Below are 17,961 nucleotides of genomic sequence, written 5' to 3' on the forward strand. Positions count from 1 at the left end.
GGCTTTTTTATATTCTATTTCCTCCTGCGGTATTCAATAGCGTTGTGAATAAGCCCCACAAAAAGGGGATGAGGCCGGTTAGGCCGCGATTTAAATTCGGGGTGAAACTGGCAGGACACAAACCAGGGATGGTCGTTTAACTCCACTATTTCTACCAGTCTTCTGTCAGGGGATAATCCGCTTATATTCAAGCCTTTACTCGCGAGCAAATTACGAAAATCATTATTGATTTCATAACGATGGCGGTGTCTTTCGCCTATACTTTTGGCACCGTAAACCAAAGCAGCTTTGGTTCCCTCCACCAACTCACAGGGATAAACACCCAATCGCATAGTCCCGCCCTTGTTTTCCACCTGTTCCTGGTCAGGCATGAGATGAACCACCGGGTATTCGGTATCAGGGTCGAATTCGACGCTATTGGCGCCCTTTAGTCCACAAACATTGCGGGCAAACTCGATTACTGCACACTGCATACCCAGGCAAATACCCAGGTAAGGAATGCGGTTTTCTCTGGCATAGCGAGCCGTGGCGATCTTGCCTTCGATACCCCGATCCCCAAAACCTCCGGGGACCAGGATGGCATCAACGCCCTGCAAAAGCTGTTCACAGCCTTCTTTCTCTATCTGTTCCGCATAAATCCATTTAATGTTTATCTCGCAATTATACTTAAACCCGGCATGCTTCAATGATTCCGCAATACTTAAATAAGCATCCGGCAATTCCACATATTTGCCCACCAGTCCGACCGTAACCTGCTTATCCAGGTTATGCACCCGGCTCACCAGTTCCTCCCATTCAGCCAGATCGGCTTCCCGGCACTGCAACCCCAGCCGCCGGATAACTTCCTTGTCCAAACGTTCACGGGCCAGCATCAGGGGAACCTCATAGATAGAATCGGCATCTTTTAATTGCACCACTGCTTCCCGGTCCACATCACAGAATAGAGCCAATTTGGCCTTCAGGTCTTCGGAGAGATCCTTTTCCGTACGGCAAACCAGGATATCCGGCTGTATCCCTATACTGCGCAGTTCTTTTACACTATGCTGGGTAGGTTTGGTTTTAAGCTCTCCGGCAGCTCTTATGTAGGGTACCAGAGTAACGTGGATATAGAGAACCCGCTCCCGTCCCACCTCAAACTTTAACTGGCGGATGGCTTCCAGGAAAGGCAAAGACTCTATATCACCTACGGTTCCGCCTATCTCCGAAATTACCACATCGGGGTGGGCCTCTTTTTCTATCATGGTTACCCGGTCCTTGATTTCATTGGTTATATGCGGTATTACCTGTACCGTCTGGCCCAGGTAATCTCCTCTTCTTTCTTTATCCAGCACCGACTGGTATATCCTTCCGGTAGTGCAATTGGCATGGCGACTGAGCTTTTCATCCACAAAGCGTTCATAATGTCCCACATCCAAATCAGTCTCGGCGCCATCTTCGGTTACGTATACTTCCCCATGCTGATATGGGCTCATGGTACCCGGGTCAACATTTATATAGGGGTCGAACTTCTGCAGGCACACTTTCAGTCCCCGGCTCTTAAGCAGCCGGCCCAGAGACGCAGCAGTTATACCTTTACCCAGTGAAGAAACAACCCCCCCGGTTATGAATATATACCTGGTCAAAACTTAGCCCCTCTCTTTCCCGTGTGTTATACCAAACCTTAAGAATTTTACCCTCTTTGCTGCTTAAAATCAACTAGTACGGGTAGTCCAGAACTATTACCCGGCTTTCTGCTGCCATATCTGTCTGGCTTATTTCCAGGCAGGGTTTTTTTACCACCCGGGAAAATTTTGCTGTAAATGCTTCTACCGGGGCCAGTTCCCGGATACTGACATGAGGAGTCAGGAAGTGCATGGGGATGATTATCCCCGGCTGCAGCTGTTCTACTACTTTATGGGCATCGGCGGCGTCCAGGGTGTAACAGCCCCCAACCGGCACCAATAAAATGTCGACTTTCCCTATCTCCTTGATCTGCTGAGCAGTCAATACCTGGCCCAAGTCACCGAGGTGAAGAATATCCAAACCCTCGGCCGTAATTTTAAACATGGTGTTAACGCCCCGCTCCTGTCCCTGTTTCTTGTCATGAAAAGACTGGATTCCCCGAACGGTATAGCCTGATATCTCAGAAACACCGGGGGCTCTAATTACCCGGGGAGAACCGGCGAGCATATCGACAGCATTATGATCCCAGTGTTCGTGACTCACTGTAGCTATATCCACTTTCTCACTGCAGGGTTGATAGCCGATCCGGTCATTAAAAGGGTCGGTCAGTAACTTAACCCCGGAGCTTTCCAATAAGAAGGACGCATGCCCCAGCCATCTGATTATCACCTTCTATCTCTCCCTCTTCAATCGGCTGGCGTCATAATACCAATAGCCATCACCCTGGTAAACCAGGCGATTGTCCATATTCAGGCGGGTGTAAATAGAAGTCAGGTTGTCCGGATCATTCTTTTTTCCCATTTTATGGGCAATAGTTTCAATTAAATCGAAATAATAAACGGCCTCCTGCTTTTCCGCCAGTATCTCTACCGCCCAATCTGCTTCACTTTTCTTTCTCGGTATCAAGTATATCCCTCCTACATTCGTTCTGGTGCACTTACTCCCAAAACATCAAGTGAGTTTTTGATAGTGGTGCGGGTGATATGCATCAGGAGCAGGCGGGCATTCTGCAAGGCCTGATCCTGGTGTAAAACCCGATGGTGATTGTAACAACTATGAAAAAGACCGGCCAGATCCAGCACATAACGAGCTATGCGGTGGGGAGCCATGGTCCGGGCGGCTATGCAAATCTCCTCCGGAAAATCAGCAATTTTCCTCAAGATAGCCAATTCCTCTTCTTCCTTTAATAAAGACGGCTCTATGCTTTCCATATCTGCCATCTTAACCCCAACCGCCTCGGCCTGGCGAAAAATACTGCAAATACGGGCATGGGCATACTGGACATAATAAACCGGATTTTCCTGGCTCTGCTGCTTGGCCAGTTCCAAATCAAAATCGAGGTGGCTGTCGGGACTGCGCATGACAAAGAAGAACCGCGCTGCATCCCGGCCGACTTCCTCTACCAGTTCGTCCAGGGAAACAGTAGTGCCGGTACGTTTGGACATGCGTACAATATTGCCCCCTCGATAGAGCCTTACCAGTTGCATTAAAAGTATATCCAGTTTATCCGGGTCATACCCGAGAGCCTGCATAGCTCCTTTCATGCGGGCTATATGTCCATGATGGTCAGCCCCCCAGATGTTTATCACCCAGTCAAAGCCCCGTTCGAATTTATTCTGGTGGTAAGCGATATCAGCCGCAAAATAGGTGGGCAAGCCATTGGCCCGCATAATGACTTCATCTTTCTCATCACCGAAAAGGGTGGACTTGAACCAAAGGGCATCATCCTCTTCATATATATAGCCCTTTTCTTTAAGGTAATCAATTACCTGCTCAATTTTACCTTCATGCAGGCTCTTTTCACTAAACCAGACATCATAGTCAACCCCGAAATTCTCCAGAGTCCGGCGCATATAGGCAACCTTTTCCTGCAGGGCGTAATCAACCAGGATCCGGCGTCTTTCCCGGGCGGGAAGCTTCAGCAGGCTGGCGCCGTAATGAGTCATGATCCGTTTAACCGTATCAACTACATCCTGCCCCGCGTAGCCGTTTTCCGGGAAAGGTATGTCCTGTCCGTTCAATTGCAGGTAGCGGGTTTCCAGGGAATCGGTAAAGATTTCAATCTGATTGCCGGCATCATTTATGTAAAACTCTCTTTCCACTTCATAACCAGCCCGGTCCAGGATGTTGGCCAGAGTGTCCCCGATGGCGCCTCCCCGGGCATTGCCCATGTGAAGGTTGCCGGTGGGATTGGCACTGACAAATTCCACCTGCACACGCTGCCCGCAACGGTCATTGTAGCCATATTGGTCCTCCAGGGTGTAAACCAGGGAGGGAATGGCATAAAGCCAGCTATTATTGAGGAAAATATTTATAAAACCCGGCCCAGCCACCTCAACTTTCTCCAAACGCTCGATATTGTTCGTATCAATCATGTCCACAACAAGATCAGCGATTTTACGGGGGGCCATGCGAGCCTCCCGGGCCAGCAGCATGGCTATATTGCAGGCAAAATCACCGTGGCCTTTTTCCCGCGGGACTTCTATAACGAAATCAGGCAGTGACTGGTAATCAATCAAGCCTTGCTTCCGCGAAGCCTCCACCGCATCTACTATTACCTTTTGCAAAAAGGTTTGCAGTTCCTGAACCGGATTCATGAATGCCCTCCTAAAAACTATTTTTATAAATATTCTCTTCCCTCGGGGGTAAAACTGATAAAAATCGGGGCTATGTAATTCCCCGTACTAATTATTACAGGGAGGTATAATAAATGCAACTTCAACCAGGCGAACGTGCAGTCTTTGCCTATTTTGCAGATGATGACGCTGCCCGGGCGGCAGCCGATGCGCTAAAGCAGACCGGGTACAGTGAAATCCGGATAGATCGGCTTTCACCATATGCCTCTTCTTCTGTAAATCGCCGTTCTAAAACCAGCCTTTCTTCACTGACCATGAATAATAGTGGAGAAAATCTATCCTATGGCCCCCTTATAGCTGCCCACCCTGCCGCCAGCGGTATGTCAGCCGACTACACATCAACCAGCTCATCCATCGTAATTACCCTGGTTTGCGACGAAAGCACCTACCCTCAGGCGGTTGATATGCTCAGGCAGTACGGGGCTTCGGTTTAGGCTCAGAGCCATTTATTAAAATAATACTCCATATCCTGGCCGGCTTCTTTTTTAATTGCTGCCAGCAAATCCTCGCTGGTAGCAATCTTAAATTTATTATCGGCCAGGTAGCTGCGTAATACCTTAATTACCGTTTCTTCACCCAGTTCTTGCTCCAATCCGAACCAGAAGGCCTCCCCTCCGTCATAGGCGGTATTGTAATAATCCCGGGTGGAGCGCATTTCTCCAAGCTGCTTGGTTAGTTTGATGCCTGGTCGGCAGCCGGCCGGGGTACTTTGTCCCTGATATTTTTCCAGATACTTGTAAGCCGACCAGTTGGCCAGGCCTTCGTCCAGCCAGGGCTCGCGAAACTGGTCATTTCCGACCATTCCATACCACCACTGATGGGCTATTTCATGAGCCAGTATAAACTGTCTCTTATTCTCATCATATCCCGGGTTCAGAAACTCCTCCCTTAAAAATATCAGTCCTGAATACTCCATGCCATGAAAGCCCTTCATGGGAACAAAGGCAACCTTAAAATCAGGATAGGGATAGGAGCCTATAGCGGAAGAGTAATAATCCAGTATTTCTCCGCTTTGTTCCACTATCCTGTTTACTATACAACTATTATTGCTCGGAGCATAACATTTTATATTCCGTCCCTTGATTTCCTGACTTAATTCCTGATAATCATACATTACCAGCAGGCAAAAATCCCTGACCCGGTCAGCCTGAACCCAGTATACGGTGCGGCCGTTATCTTCGGCCAGAATATTGGTGACATTGCCGGTAGAAACCATATTATAGGTTTCCGGCAGATTAACCGTGACCTGATAGTCTGCCACCTGAAAACAAAAGGGGTCGCCAAATGCGGAATTATAAGAATTGTGCCAGTCCTGGCCGCTGAGCACGTTTAAAGTGGGATAAAAGTTGCCCAGCATATAGACCCCTTTTTGGCAGCCATAGCGATAGGCCAGTTTGGGAATCTTGCCCCTCCAGGTCATCTCGATTTTCAGGTCCTTTTCGGGCAGAAGCGGGGCCGGCAAAACTGCCCGAACCGAAATATCTTCTTCCTGGTACTCAACCGGGGTTCCATTAACCTTAAAACTGTCAATTTTCAACCAGCCTTCATTAAATCCGCTGTAGTAGGCATCGACCGGCGCCGGAGTCCGGCTCGGGCTATGGAAAGCATTGGGATAGGCCGTAAACCATAATTCCTTCAGAGTTTTTCCAGAAGTATTGATGGTATCAATCACGGTAGTTCCGTGCAGGATGCGGTTATTAATATCCAGATATAAACCCATATTATAGTTAGTAAGCTCGGGTTGGGGAAATATGCCTGCTCTTTCCAGATTGGAAGATACCGCCAGGGTGTCCCCTTTTTGTTCGGCATAAATAAAATAGGCGGCACAAAAGACGCCTATAACTATAGCAACCAAATAAAATCTGTACTTGCTCACAATCCTCACCTGTATCAAATATCTTACAGCATTATACTGTATTTCTGCTCCCCTGTCTTGATTTATGAAGCAAATAAAATCGCTTTTTTAAGAACACGGCGACCAAGACCGGCCTGGGACTAACCCAGATTGTCTTTGATTTTCCTTAAAGTCCTTACAGATTGGAGTTATCCGTACCTGTCTGCTGATCACTCTTACAGTCGCCGCTGTCGGCATCAGCAAGCAGGGCAACCTGTAACTCTACCTCTTCCAGTGCCACAACCACCAGGGGATCAAAAAGGGTGCCGGTGCCTTTTTTTATAATTCCGATGGCAATGTGGTGACTAATTTTATCTTCTTCGCTGCATAAGCGGGTCAAGGCATCATAGATATCAGCAACTGCGATGATGCGAGCTAAAAAGGGTATTTCGGTTCGACTCAGGCCCAGCGGATAACCACCGCCGTCATAGCGCTCATGGTGATGTCTGACCGCTTCTCTCACCAGTTTAAAAATGCCGGTGGCCGGAATTAAGTCTGCTCCCAGGCTGGCATGGTCGCTGAGGGCTGCATCTTCATCCGGCTGGTGCTTGCTTAGCGCCGCTTCAGCAATTTTGCCAATATCATGCAGCCAAGCCGAGTATTCCAGGGCCTTCATTTCCTCCCTGTCCAAGCCCAGTTTGCCGGCTATCAAGCGGGAAATCGAATAGACCCGTTCACTATGTCCTAAAAATACGGGGTCCCCGGCCTCCATTCCCGCCAGTAATGATCTGAAAAGCATCTCTTCGTCATGGCGACTGCTTTGTTCAACCTGCCAGCGGCTGAGCAGGACAGCACTTTGCCGCCCCAAAATCTCCAGCACCTCTCGGGCTTGCCGGCCAGGTTCACAGGGCGTGGCATCTGCCAGAAGCAAGACCGCCCTGTACTCCTCATCCTGCCCGCTTGCTGCCGGAAGAGGATAGACTGCCAACCAGTTAACCCCCTGGGGCCAAGCCGGATCATCGCTTTCACCCTTATGAAGCTCGGTTAAAGAACTACCTTCCTTGACTACTTGAGGGAAAAGCTCCGCCAGCGGATAAAGGCTGGCGTCTCCGGCCTTAAAGCCGTCCTCTCCGGGTACCCAGACCATAGTGCGCTTGATATTCAGCAGGCGCCCACTCCACCCAGCCAGCTGCTCCATAGATTCCCTGATATTGTTTTGCTGCCCTATCTCCTGGCAGGCTTTAATCAGATCCCACAGGTGACCGGATTGTTGAATTCGCTTTTGGTTCAGAGCAATATAGTAGGTTAGTAAAATACCTGCCGACAGTATAAAAAAGGCCATGACTATATCTGCTGCCCAACCGCTCAGGGCTATCGCCGTAAACAGTGCAGTAGCAGCTAATCCGCTGAAAACTATCTGCTTTGATTCCATATATTGCTCCTTTGCAGCCAACCTTTTACTTTATATCTTCTATATTATGGCCGGTTCTCCTACCCGGATAATAAGAAAACAACCATAGATTACATTGATTTCTTGTTTATTATTATAGCAGGGGTAAGAATATTCCTTGCTCAGCCTGCCTCTGCCCTTGTTTTCGTGTTGCGCCGTCTGCCTGTTTGTTGTGCCTGCAGGGCAATGCCTTTTTAAAGTACGACCTGGGGCCACGGCTAATTAAGGCAATAAAAGACACTATGCATAGCTTTCTTCATTGACATTGCGTTTTGTCAGTAATAGTATATGAGTATAAACGAATATAATCATATAAGGAGGTGCCCGTTTGGAGTTAGTGCAAGTAATGAGAGCGTTGGGAGATGAAAACCGCTTAAGAATCCTTAATCTTCTGAGGAAGGGGCATTTAAACGTAGGAGAACTGGAGCAGATTCTGGGTATAACTCAGTCCAATGTATCACGACACCTTAATCGGCTGAAAAGTACAGATCTAATTACCCACGAAAAGCGTGCCCAGTGGGTATACTACCATATTAATCAGCATATGCTGCATAAATATCCTTTACTCAACGAAATCCTTAATAAGGAACTCGATAAGATAGAACAATGCATCAAGGACTTGGAAGCACTACGGCAGTACCGCCGCCGACTTCTAGGCATTACTGATATAGATCTTACCTGACATTATTAACAAGTTTATTTTCACCCTAGGCTCAATTCTCCACCGTTCTCTTACTACGGCACTTAGTCCGCTAACCATACTGCAAAAGTGCAAGGAGGGAGAATAACATGAATGTTAAGCAACTGGTAAGCACTGCCGTACTAAATGAAGGAATCAAATATGTAGAAAAAAATCCCCTGGAGAATATGGGAAAGCTTTTAAACTGGGGTGAAAAAATCCTGATTAAGGATAATCACAAGGACTATGCCCGCTCAATCCATGAGATACTGGAGCAGCCGGAAAGCAACTGGAATATATATATGCATCGTCTGTTTACGGAATTTGATGCCAATGTGCGCAAGAAACTGCTCACCAACTTCCTGGTTAATGCCAGCATCCTGGGCATTCCCACCAATGAGAAGATGGCCCGGAAATATAACTGCAATGTTCCCTGGGCCATATTAATGGATCCCACCGCTGCCTGTAACCTGAAATGCACCGGTTGCTGGGCGGCGGAATATAAAAAGACCGATTCCATGGATTATAAGCTCTTGGATCGGATAATCCGGGAGGGTAAGGCCCTCGGGATATATATGTACATTTATTCCGGGGGAGAACCCCTGGTTCGTAAAAAAGATCTGGTCAAACTGGCTCGTAAACACAATGACTGCATGTTCCTCGCCTTTACCAACGGCACCCTGGCAGACGATGAGCTGGCTGCAGAGATGGGCGAGGCAGGAAACTTCGCTCTGGCCCTTAGCGTTGAGGGTTTTGAGGAGGAGACCGATATGCGCCGCGGTCACGGTACCTATAAAAAGGTTATCCAGGCTATGGATATATTGCACCAACACGGGGTTCCCTTCGGTTTTTCCACCTGCTATCACAGCCGGAATGTTGACAGCGTGGGTTCTGAACAGTATATCGATCATATGATAGAAAAAGGGTGTATCTTTGGCTGGTATTTTACCTACATGCCGGTAGGTAAAGATGCCCAGCTGGATCTTATGGCCAGCCCGGAGCAACGGGAGTATATGTATCACCAGGTCAGGGAGTTCCGTAATACCAAACCTATTTTCATTATGGATTTCTGGAACGATGGGGACTTTGCCGGGGGATGCATAGCCGGCGGACGCAAGTATCTGCATATCAATGCCAATGGAGATGTGGAGCCCTGTGCCTTTATCCATTATTCCAATGTTAATATAAAGGATGTCAGCCTGGTAGAAGCTTTGCAATCACCGCTTTTCATGCAGTACCGGCAGAACCAGCCTTTTAACGGCAACCTGCTGCGCCCCTGTCCGCTGTTGGATAATCCCCACAAATTAAGAGATATGGTGCATATTTCCGAAGCTCATTCGACCCAGCCGATTGACCGGGAAGATGTCGATGAACTTACCGGCCGTACCGAGCAGATTGCTCAGCAATGGGGCAAGGTGGCCGACCGGCTATGGTATGAAAATCCTTCCCCAACCGGGGTGTCAATCCCAAAAGAGGCATTGCAGGCTACCCGCGAGATGAGCAATAGGGTCCAGGTTATATGACCGGATTGCTGCCTTAAATAGCAGGCCAAGCGCGAGGAGCAGCACCATTATGGCGAACAGCGCGTGAGCATCAGTTTGCAACCGCTGTCAGGGGGACGGGGCTGGTCCCAACTTTTCTTTAGAAAGTTGGGACCAGCCCCGTCCCCCTGACAGCCTCATCTTCCCTTGCTCCCTTTGTGATTTGCCCCGACATTTTTATCTTCGGCCCATCTTCTGCTATAATAGGCATATTAATTTAAGAAGGGGCGGTACTATGAGTAAAAATCCCGAAGTGACTATAGAGATGGAAAACGGGGATATTATCAAGGCTGAACTCTATCCCGAAGCGGCTCCCAATACAGTCAGCAACTTTATTTCCCTTATAAAAGAGGGCTTTTACGATGGTCTGATATTCCACCGGGTAATACCAGGCTTTATGATTCAAGGGGGATGCCCGGAGGGCTCAGGCATTGGGGGGCCCGGGTACAGTATTAAGGGCGAGTTTGCCGGCAATAATTATACCAACCCGCTCCAACACGACCGGGGGGTGCTTTCCATGGCCAGGAGCGCCCGGCCCAATTCGGCTGGTTCCCAATTTTTTATCATGGTAGCCAAAGCTCCTCACCTAGACGGAGAATATGCTGCTTTCGGGAAGGTTGTTGCGGGCATGGAGGCAGTTGACAGTATAGTCAGCACCCCGCGTAATTTTAGCGATAAACCCAAGCAGGTACAGAGGATGAAAAAGGTCAGCGCGGAAACCTTTGGTATAGATTATCCTGAGGTGGAAAAGGCTTGAAAATTGCTGGAGGTGGGGAGGAAAAATGCTAGAAAAAAGCAGTAAACAGCCAAACTCCCGGAGTTGTTTTTTATGCGGACGGGCAAATAGCATCGGCTTAAAGATGAGCTGGTATAACGATATAAAAGCCCAAAAAGTTTGGTCCGAGCTGGTGGTACCGGAGCAGTTCAACAGCTATCCCGGAGTGGTTCACGGGGGTGTAGTAGCCGCCATTCTGGATGAAACCTCAGGTCGAGCCTTACTCCTGGGAGATGACGATATGCTGATGGTCACCGCCCGTCTAGAGCTTAAATACCGCCGCCCTACTCCCACCAACCAGCCGATAACCGCGGTGGGCTGGATAGTTAAAGGCGGTAATGGAAGGGCCCGGGTTGCAGGTGAGATTCGCCTGGCTGATGGTACGGTCACTGCCGAATGTCAAGCCACGGTTATAAAACCTCCAGCCGGGTTCTTCGAATCCCGCGGCTGGCAAGAGGAAAAACCGTTCTGGAAAGTATATGACGATTAAGCCAAGGCACCTTATCTATCCGGTAAAGCTCATGGTAGTATCAGGATAGGTGAGGTGCAGTTTTATGTCTTCCCCGGGCTGGCACCCCTGTTTCAGGAGGGAATCGCTGACCGTTTTCAAGGCCAGATCAGGATGATTATTTTCCTGACTCAGATGAGCCAGGAATACCTGCATCTGTTCTTTACGGGAAATACGGGCCAGAACCGCAGCAGCATCATGATTGGATAGGTGACCGTACCGGCCCGCGATGCGTTGCTTGAGAAAACGGGGATAAGGGCCGTTCTTTAGCATATCCCGGTCGTGGTTGGACTCCAGCACAACCAGGTCGGCCCCCGCCAGGGCTTTTAAAACGTTTTCGGTGATAATGCCCATATCGGTAGCTATCACCCACTTCTTCCGCCGGTAATGAAAAGAAAAACCTACCGGATCGACAGCATCATGGGAAATATTATGGGCCTCCGCCTCCACTCCCCCGATCTGGAATTGGTCTTCTATGGTAATACAGCATTCCGGCGGCAATTTATGGCGGCAGGGTATGGCCTCCCAAGTTGCCGCCCGGGCAAAAACAGGCAAATGATAACGGCGAATAAATACGTCAAGGCCTTTTATATGGTCTACATGCTCATGGGTTATCAGAACCCCGTCAATATCCCCTGCCTTTACTCCTATTAAAGCCAGCTTAGTTTCAATTCTGCGGGCGCTGATGCCGGCGTCAACCAGTAATCTGGTATTCCCGAACTTAAAATAAGCTACATTGCCAGTACTCCCACTGGCCAATATATGTACCTGCATTATACTGCTTCTCCTCTTATCCCTGCCGGGTTACTTGCCCAGCGGTATAACGGGCCGCTTAATCATCACTGTCCCGGTTCACTTCCTACATTATAGCGGACTTGTAGCTTGCTCATCCGAATTTCTGCAAAAAACTAACGCCGGGGGTTGATCGCACTTACCAAATTAAGGAATCACATGCCCGCTAAACGCCTTAAAGCCGGGCTCCATTCTCTGATTGACAACCAATGAGCCCAGTCCATAAAATGGATTTATAACAAGCCCAATCTAAAAAGATAGGGAGAGGAGAAGGATTATGATTAGCCTGTTTATTAACGGAATTGAAGCTCAGGTTCCCGACGGTTCCACCGTCATGCAGGCTGCTGCCGCCGCAGGTTTTACTATACCTTCCCTGTGCAGCCATCCTGACCTGAAGGTTAAAGACAACTGCCAGGTCTGCATGGTTGATATCAACGGGGAGCTAAAAACAGCCTGTTCCGAAGCCGCCGCCCCGGGTATGGTGGTAAAGACCTTTACCCCGCAGGTAATTGAGGCCAAACGGGCGAGCCTTAAAAAAATCCTTAAGGTTCATCCTCAGGATTGCCTTAATTGTCCCCGCAACCAGAGCTGTGAACTGCAGACTCTGGCCGCTCTGCTTATCAATCGCGAAGTTGAAGTAAAGCCCTTTAATCTATCCCGCGATACTTCCACCCCCTCTCTGGTACGCGACCCTTCCAAATGCACCCTGTGCGGGCGCTGTGTGGAAATGTGCAACGACATCCAGACGGTTGGTGCACTCGAAATCAAGGACGGAATCCCCCAGACAGTGGATGGCAAACCTTTAATTGAGACCAAATGCGTCATGTGCGGGCAGTGTGCCCTGGTTTGCCCGGTGGGGGCTATTACTGAAAAGGAAGAGATGGATAAATTCCTGGCCGCAGTTGCTGACCCGGACAAGGTGGTTGTAACCCAGATTGCACCTGCCGTTCGTGTGGCTGTAGCCGAAGAACTGGGTCTGCCTACCGGTTCACTGGATATGCTTAAGTTTGCTGCTGGTTTAAGGCAACTGGGCTTCGACTATGTATTCCATACCAATTTTACCGCTGACCTGACTATACTGGAAGAAGGCCATGAACTGCTGCAGAGACTTGAAGAAGGCGGTACCCTGCCCATGCTTACCTCCTGCAGTCCGGGCTGGATAAACTTTATTGAGACTTTCTATCCTGACCAGCTAGACCACCTATCCACCTGCAAATCTCCCCAGCAGATGTTTGGAGCTCTGGTAAAGACCTACTGGGCGGAAAAAATGGGTATAGATCCAGCCAAAGTATATTCGGTTTCCATTATGCCCTGTACCGCTAAAAAGTTCGAAGCGGCCCGCCCGGAAATGAACTCCAGCAGTTACCGGGACGTTGACCTGGTACTGACCACCAGGGAAATAGGTAAGCTTTTCCGTATCGGCGGGGCTAATTGGGATAAACTCGAACCGACTCCCTTTGATTCATTGATGGGGGCCTATACTGGCGCCGGCGTTATCTTTGGAGCTTCCGGCGGGGTTATGGAAGCAGCCTTGAGGACCGTCTATGAAGTAGTTACCGGCAGGGCCCTGGCTGACATTAATCTTACCATGGTTCGTGGGTTCGAGGGTATGAAAGAAGCCGAAGTGGACTTGGACGGCACCAGGGTTAAGGTAGCCGTGGCCAACTCACTGGGCTGCGCCCGCAAGATAATGGACGAAATCAAGGCCGGTACCTCGCCCTATCATTTTATTGAAGTCATGTGCTGTCCCGGCGGCTGCATCGGCGGCGGCGGGCAGCCCATCCCTTCCACCGTTGCCAAGAAAAAAGAAAGGATCGGGGCCATTTACGAAGAGGATGCGAGCCTGCCACTGCGTAAATCGCACGACAACCCTGAAGTTAAACTGCTCTATGCCGATTTCCTCAAAGAACCGCTGGGGCATAAATCCCACGAACTTTTACACACCCACTATCACCCCAGCCATAAATAGCCCGAGTTTGGCAGCGACACCGCAGGTGACTGTGGTGTCTTTTTTTGCATTGAAAAAATAGTACTGGTAAAAAAATTTCCCCTGTGCTAGTATAAAATCGATACTAAGTAAACTAAATTAGTAATATGAGTTTACTTGGCAGGGCTTAAGAGGAGTGATTTGGGCATGAATCGAAAAAAGGTACTCAGTGCTGCTCTGGTACTTATACTGCTGGGTTCCGCATCATATTATCTCTACTCCCGCTATTACCAGAATAGCGGCCAACTGCTGCAGGCCAGCGGTACTATCGAAGCCACCACGGTTGAAGTATGCGCCCGTCTGAATGGGACTATTCAAAACCTGCCGGTTAATGAGGGCAGCCAGGTGCAAAAAGGGCAACTGGTAGCTGAATTATCCCGCACTGACCTGCTGGCTCAAAGGGAAAGGGATGCCCTGGGGGTGCTGGTGGCTGAAGCCCGCTATAATGACCTGGCATCGGGATTCCGGGCCGAGGAGGTAGAGGAAGCTTCATCTAATTTAAGTCTGGCCGAGGCTAACCGGGAACAGGCAGATGTGGATCTGAAACGGTCGCAGCAGTTATTTGACGAAGGAGCGCTTTCCCGGGATAAATTGGAAGCGGCCCAGCTAAACAGAACCACCCGGGAAAAACAGGTGGAGATAGCCCAATCCCGGCTGAAACTGTTGGCATCCGGGAATCGCCCCGAAATAGTCTCTGGTGCGGCTGCAGAACTGCAGCGGAGCAAAGCAGTCCTTAAAACCACTGAGGCTATGCTGGCAGACCTTGCGCTGGTTGCCCCCCTGAATGGCACCATTACCAGTAAAAATTATGAAACTGGCGAGTATGTCCCCCTAGGGGCATCACTGCTCAGCATAAGCGACCTAAGCCGTCTCTGGATCAAGGTTTATATCCCTGCCGACGACCTTCCCCGGGTTAAACTAAACCAAGCGGTGAAGGTTACCGTAAGCGGCAATCCTCAGATTTTTTCCGGTCGGGTCAGCTACATCGCCTCCCGGGGAGAGTTTACTCCCAAAACCATACAAACTAAAAAAGAACGTGCCAACGTGGTTTTCGCGGTTAAGGTAACGGTCCAAAACCGGAGCCATATGCTTAAGCCGGGTATGCCCGCCGATGTGGTCTTTACCGGGAGCCCAACGCTATGATAGATGTTACTGGCCTGACTAAAACTTTTGCCGGCAAGGTTGCTCTAAACCGGGTAACCTTTGCGGTACAAGGTCAAAGCATATTCGGGCTGATTGGCCCTGATGGCGCCGGCAAGACTACCCTTTTTCGTTTAATCTGCGGCCTGATTCGAGCCGACTGCGGGCAGGTATTACTGGATGGGGTAACCGTCGATAAACTGGGTAAGGGGCAGCTAGGGTATATGCCCCAGCGCTTCAGTCTATACCAGGATCTTAGCGTGATGGAGAATATCTGCTTTTGGGGTTCTCTATACGGACTTGCCCGTGACCTCATCCTTAAACGGGCCGATGAAATTCTGTCTATAACCGGGCTTAGCCCCTTTAAAAGCAGACTGGCGGACCAGCTCTCCGGGGGTATGAAGCAGAAACTGGCCTTAAGCTGCGCTTTGCTTACCCGGCCGGCTATTCTGGTGCTGGATGAACCCACCTACGGGGTGGACCCCGATTCGCGCAAAGAGTTTTGGAAGATTCTTTACCAGCTAAACCATGAAGGTATGACCATTTTGCTCTCCACCCCTTATATGGATGAAGCAGAACTCTGCCACCGGCTGGCCTTTATCAATCAGGGGCGGCTGCTGGCAGTAGACACGCCAAGCCATTTGAAAGAAAGGCTTTTGCACCAGGTGCTGGAGGTTAGAAGCGGAACCAGAGACCCCTATCTCTTTGATGGCCTTCCCGGGGTGCTTTACAGTTCATTTTACGGCTACAAACATCGCCTCATCGTCGAGGATACAACAGCGAGCAGCAACCTGATTAATAAATTTCTTCAACCATCCGGTAGTGGAAACTATTCGCTAAAAGAAGCAGAGCCATCCATGGAAGACCTGTTTGTTTATCTGACCGAAACCGCTTTTGCCGGGCAGGGAGCTAAAGCATGACTTATGCCGTAGAAACATTCCATCTAAGTCGAAAATTCGGCGGTTTTACTGCCGTGGATAAGCTTAACCTCAAGGTTGGCACAGGGGAAGTATGCGGTTTTCTGGGCCCTAACGGAGCGGGAAAATCAACTGCCATACGGATGCTCTGCGGAATCCTTAAGCCCAGTTCAGGAAAAGCCGAGGTTCTGGGGTTTGATGTGGAGCAGGAGAGTGAGAAAATAAAGGCCCGGATTGGATATATGTCGCAGAAGTTTAGCCTCTACAATGACTTGACGGTTAGAGAAAACCTGGATTTTTATGCCGGTGTCTACGGTATCCCGGTCCGGGAAAGGAGCAAGCGAATTGAAGCAATGATTTCCCTGGCGGGTATAAAGGATGAAGAAAAGATGCTGGCGGCCTCCTTGAGCCCGGGTTTTAAACAGCGCCTGGCCCTGGGTTGTGCTATCCTGGCCCGCCCGGCTCTGATATTTCTGGATGAGCCCACCAGCGGCGTAAGTCCCACTGCCCGGCGGCAGTTTTTCAATATCATTCAGGAACTGGCTGCCGGGGGAGCCACCATCATTGTCTCCACCCATTTTATGGACGAGGCCGAGCGTTGTGATAAAATAGCGTTTTTCAATCAAGGCCGCCTGCTTGCTCTGGACAGTCCTGACCAGTTGGCCCAAGACCTCCCAGGATGCCTGGTAAAGCTGGATCTGCCGGACCCCTTTAAACAAATACCGGTTCTGGAAGCGCTTCCTTTTGTTAAGGAATGCAGCTTTCATGGCCCTTCTCTCCGCCTGCTGGTCACCAGTAGCGACTGTATGGGTGATTTGGCAAGGATTACCGGGGTTAAACCAGTGCGGCTGGTACCCAATCTGGAGGATATCTTTATTAATCTGCTGCACCAGCAGGACAGTGAGAGGCGGGAGTTGCCATGAATAGAACCATATCTATTATAAAAAAAGAATTTCTGCAGATGAAAAGGGACCGCCTGACTCTGGCTCTGATTTTTATGATCCCCCTGGTGCAATTACTGCTGTTCGGTTACGCCATTCAAACCGAGGTAAAGCATATTCCCACCGTGGTATTTGACCAGTCCCTGTCCGGCTCCAGCCGTGATATGCTGGAAGCCTTCAGCGCTTCCGGCTATTTTGATATCACTTGTGCCGCCGGCAGCTATGACGATGTGACCCGCCGGATTGACAGCGGAGAGGCCCGGGTAGGGATTATTTTCCCGCCGGATTTCGCCCGCCAGGTCAAACGGGGCGTCCCGGCAGCGGTACAGGTAATCGTGGATGCCAGTGACAGCATGGTATCCAACCAAGCCATTGCTACCGCCAACTCCATAGGTCTGCTCAAATCCCAACAGGTGCTTTTCCAGAAAACCCTGGCCGGCGGGCCTCCTTATGATATCCGGGTTCGGCCCTGGTATAACCCGGACGGCATTACCGCTTACTATATGGTTCCTGCCATCCTGGGGATAATCGTCACCATGACCATGGTTATAATCACCTCGGTAGCCATAGTACGGGAAAGGGAACAGGGCACCCTGGAACAGCTGCTGGTTACTCCGGTTAAACCCCTGGAACTGATGATAGGCAAAATCGTACCCTATATTGTTCTGGGCTACCTGCAGATAACCGTAGCTTTGCTGGTGGCGGTTCTGGTCTTTCAGGTCCCCATACGGGGCAGCCTGCTGCAGCTTTATCTTCTTACCCTGTTTTTTATAACCGCCTCCCTGGGACTGGGGCTGATGATTTCCAACCTGGCCCAAACCCAGATGCAGGCTTTTCAGATGTCCTTTTTTGTAATGCTGCCCAGCATTTTATTGTCGGGATTTCTTTTCCCCCGGGCAGCCATGCCTAAAATAATCTTTTTCCTCAGTTATCTGATTCCCCTTACCTATTACCTGGACATCATCCGTGGTATTGTACTTAAGGGAATCGGGTTCCATTATCTGCTGGGGCAGGTGGCATCGCTCCTGGTGTTTTCAGTACTGGTTCTGAGCATCAGTGTGCTGAAATTCAGGAAGAATATTAATTAATAGAAGGGATT

17 protein-coding genes are annotated in these 17,961 nt (G+C 49.6%); 10 read left to right on the forward strand and 7 right to left on the reverse strand.

The features are described from left to right. Positions 1-14: 14 nt before the first annotated feature. The 4 genes from pyrG to argS all read right to left on the reverse strand — a co-directional run bounded on the left by pyrG (position 15) and on the right by argS (position 4,259). A complete protein-coding gene (pyrG, locus tag ACU70B_RS14365) occupies positions 15-1,622 on the reverse strand; it encodes a CTP synthase (RefSeq protein WP_447184198.1) in 1,608 nt (535 codons plus the stop codon). A 73-nt stretch (positions 1,623-1,695) separates the two neighbouring features. Further along, positions 1,696-2,331, reverse strand: a complete 636-nt coding sequence (locus ACU70B_RS14370) for an MBL fold metallo-hydrolase (protein ID WP_447184199.1) — start codon at positions 2,329-2,331, stop codon at positions 1,696-1,698. 3 nt (positions 2,332-2,334) lie between these two features. Next, positions 2,335-2,568, reverse strand: coding sequence for a DNA-directed RNA polymerase subunit delta (rpoE, locus tag ACU70B_RS14375; protein ID WP_447184200.1), 234 nt, complete (start codon positions 2,566-2,568; stop codon positions 2,335-2,337). Positions 2,569-2,579: 11 nt separating this feature from the next. Further along, positions 2,580-4,259, reverse strand: a complete 1,680-nt coding sequence (argS, locus tag ACU70B_RS14380) for an arginine--tRNA ligase (protein ID WP_447184201.1) — start codon at positions 4,257-4,259, stop codon at positions 2,580-2,582. A 113-nt stretch (positions 4,260-4,372) separates the two neighbouring features. On the opposite strand from argS, the gene ACU70B_RS14385 reads away from it, so the two are divergent. Next, complete coding sequence (locus ACU70B_RS14385) at positions 4,373-4,732, forward strand: hypothetical protein (protein WP_447184202.1); 360 nt, start codon at positions 4,373-4,375, stop codon at positions 4,730-4,732. 2 nt (positions 4,733-4,734) lie between these two features. Here the strand turns inward: ACU70B_RS14385 and ACU70B_RS14390 are convergent, their stop codons facing one another. Both ACU70B_RS14390 and ACU70B_RS14395 read right to left on the reverse strand, forming a co-directional pair. Further along, the gene (locus tag ACU70B_RS14390; protein WP_447184203.1) at positions 4,735-6,174 is read right to left on the reverse strand and encodes a M1 family metallopeptidase; all 1,440 of its coding nucleotides are present in this window, start codon (positions 6,172-6,174) and stop codon (positions 4,735-4,737) included. A gap of 154 nt (positions 6,175-6,328) precedes the next feature. Beyond that, positions 6,329-7,564: an HD-GYP domain-containing protein gene (locus ACU70B_RS14395; protein WP_447184204.1), complete on the reverse strand. Its 1,236-nt coding sequence runs from the start codon at positions 7,562-7,564 to the stop codon at positions 6,329-6,331. Positions 7,565-7,919: 355 nt separating this feature from the next. Between ACU70B_RS14395 and ACU70B_RS14400 the strand changes: the two genes are divergently transcribed. The 4 genes from ACU70B_RS14400 to ACU70B_RS14415 all read left to right on the forward strand — a co-directional run bounded on the left by ACU70B_RS14400 (position 7,920) and on the right by ACU70B_RS14415 (position 11,067). Beyond that, on the forward strand, positions 7,920-8,264 hold the full coding sequence (locus ACU70B_RS14400; protein ID WP_447185791.1) for an ArsR/SmtB family transcription factor: 345 nt from the start codon (positions 7,920-7,922) through the stop codon (positions 8,262-8,264). A 107-nt stretch (positions 8,265-8,371) separates the two neighbouring features. After that, positions 8,372-9,784 (forward strand): radical SAM/SPASM domain-containing protein, encoded by a 1,413-nt coding sequence (locus tag ACU70B_RS14405; protein ID WP_447184205.1) that lies wholly within the window; start codon positions 8,372-8,374, stop codon positions 9,782-9,784. A gap of 253 nt (positions 9,785-10,037) precedes the next feature. Then, entirely contained in the window at positions 10,038-10,559 is a 522-nt protein-coding gene (locus tag ACU70B_RS14410; protein WP_447184206.1) for a peptidylprolyl isomerase, read from the forward strand. Between the two features lie 25 nt (positions 10,560-10,584). Continuing rightward, a complete protein-coding gene (locus tag ACU70B_RS14415) occupies positions 10,585-11,067 on the forward strand; it encodes a PaaI family thioesterase (protein WP_447184207.1) in 483 nt (160 codons plus the stop codon). 15 nt (positions 11,068-11,082) lie between these two features. Here ACU70B_RS14415 and ACU70B_RS14420 read toward each other — a convergent pair whose 3' ends face one another. Next, positions 11,083-11,859: an MBL fold metallo-hydrolase gene (locus ACU70B_RS14420; protein WP_447184208.1), complete on the reverse strand. Its 777-nt coding sequence runs from the start codon at positions 11,857-11,859 to the stop codon at positions 11,083-11,085. 295 nt (positions 11,860-12,154) lie between these two features. On the opposite strand from ACU70B_RS14420, the gene ACU70B_RS14425 reads away from it, so the two are divergent. The 5 genes from ACU70B_RS14425 (at position 12,155) to ACU70B_RS14445 (ending at position 17,950) form a co-directional block, all read left to right on the forward strand. Continuing rightward, positions 12,155-13,846 carry an NADH-dependent [FeFe] hydrogenase, group A6 gene (locus tag ACU70B_RS14425; RefSeq protein WP_447184209.1) on the forward strand — a complete coding sequence of 564 codons (1,692 nt, stop codon included), beginning with the start codon at positions 12,155-12,157 and terminating at the stop codon, positions 13,844-13,846. A gap of 165 nt (positions 13,847-14,011) precedes the next feature. Further along, positions 14,012-15,007 (forward strand): HlyD family secretion protein, encoded by a 996-nt coding sequence (locus tag ACU70B_RS14430; RefSeq protein ID WP_447184210.1) that lies wholly within the window; start codon positions 14,012-14,014, stop codon positions 15,005-15,007. Continuing rightward, positions 15,004-15,924: an ABC transporter ATP-binding protein gene (locus ACU70B_RS14435; RefSeq protein WP_447184211.1), complete on the forward strand. Its 921-nt coding sequence runs from the start codon at positions 15,004-15,006 to the stop codon at positions 15,922-15,924. Before ACU70B_RS14430 ends, ACU70B_RS14435 begins: the two co-directional genes overlap by 4 nt. Next, the gene (locus ACU70B_RS14440; protein WP_447184212.1) at positions 15,921-16,844 is read left to right on the forward strand and encodes an ABC transporter ATP-binding protein; all 924 of its coding nucleotides are present in this window, start codon (positions 15,921-15,923) and stop codon (positions 16,842-16,844) included. Before ACU70B_RS14435 ends, ACU70B_RS14440 begins: the two co-directional genes overlap by 4 nt. Continuing rightward, positions 16,841-17,950 carry an ABC transporter permease gene (locus tag ACU70B_RS14445; RefSeq protein WP_447184213.1) on the forward strand — a complete coding sequence of 370 codons (1,110 nt, stop codon included), beginning with the start codon at positions 16,841-16,843 and terminating at the stop codon, positions 17,948-17,950. Before ACU70B_RS14440 ends, ACU70B_RS14445 begins: the two co-directional genes overlap by 4 nt. The last annotated feature ends 11 nt before the right edge of the window (positions 17,951-17,961 follow it).

It is taken from the genome of Syntrophomonas curvata, assembly GCF_052976825.1.

Bases quoted from the DNA above. Each gene is read 5' to 3' on its own strand.
- argS (WP_447184201.1), bottom strand. From the start codon at position 4,259: ATGAATCCGGTTCAGGAACTGCAAACCTTTTTGCAAAAGGTAATAGTA.
- ACU70B_RS14385 (WP_447184202.1), top strand. From the start codon at position 4,373: ATGCAACTTCAACCAGGCGAACGTGCAGTCTTTGCCTATTTTGCAGAT.
- ACU70B_RS14395 (WP_447184204.1), bottom strand. From the start codon at position 7,564: ATGGAATCAAAGCAGATAGTTTTCAGCGGATTAGCTGCTACTGCACTG.
- ACU70B_RS14405 (WP_447184205.1), top strand. From the start codon at position 8,372: ATGAATGTTAAGCAACTGGTAAGCACTGCCGTACTAAATGAAGGAATC.
- ACU70B_RS14410 (WP_447184206.1), top strand. From the start codon at position 10,038: ATGAGTAAAAATCCCGAAGTGACTATAGAGATGGAAAACGGGGATATT.
- ACU70B_RS14415 (WP_447184207.1), top strand. From the start codon at position 10,585: ATGCTAGAAAAAAGCAGTAAACAGCCAAACTCCCGGAGTTGTTTTTTA.
- ACU70B_RS14420 (WP_447184208.1), bottom strand. From the start codon at position 11,859: ATGCAGGTACATATATTGGCCAGTGGGAGTACTGGCAATGTAGCTTAT.
- ACU70B_RS14425 (WP_447184209.1), top strand. From the start codon at position 12,155: ATGATTAGCCTGTTTATTAACGGAATTGAAGCTCAGGTTCCCGACGGT.
- ACU70B_RS14430 (WP_447184210.1), top strand. From the start codon at position 14,012: ATGAATCGAAAAAAGGTACTCAGTGCTGCTCTGGTACTTATACTGCTG.
- ACU70B_RS14435 (WP_447184211.1), top strand. From the start codon at position 15,004: ATGATAGATGTTACTGGCCTGACTAAAACTTTTGCCGGCAAGGTTGCT.
- ACU70B_RS14440 (WP_447184212.1), top strand. From the start codon at position 15,921: ATGACTTATGCCGTAGAAACATTCCATCTAAGTCGAAAATTCGGCGGT.
- ACU70B_RS14445 (WP_447184213.1), top strand. From the start codon at position 16,841: ATGAATAGAACCATATCTATTATAAAAAAAGAATTTCTGCAGATGAAA.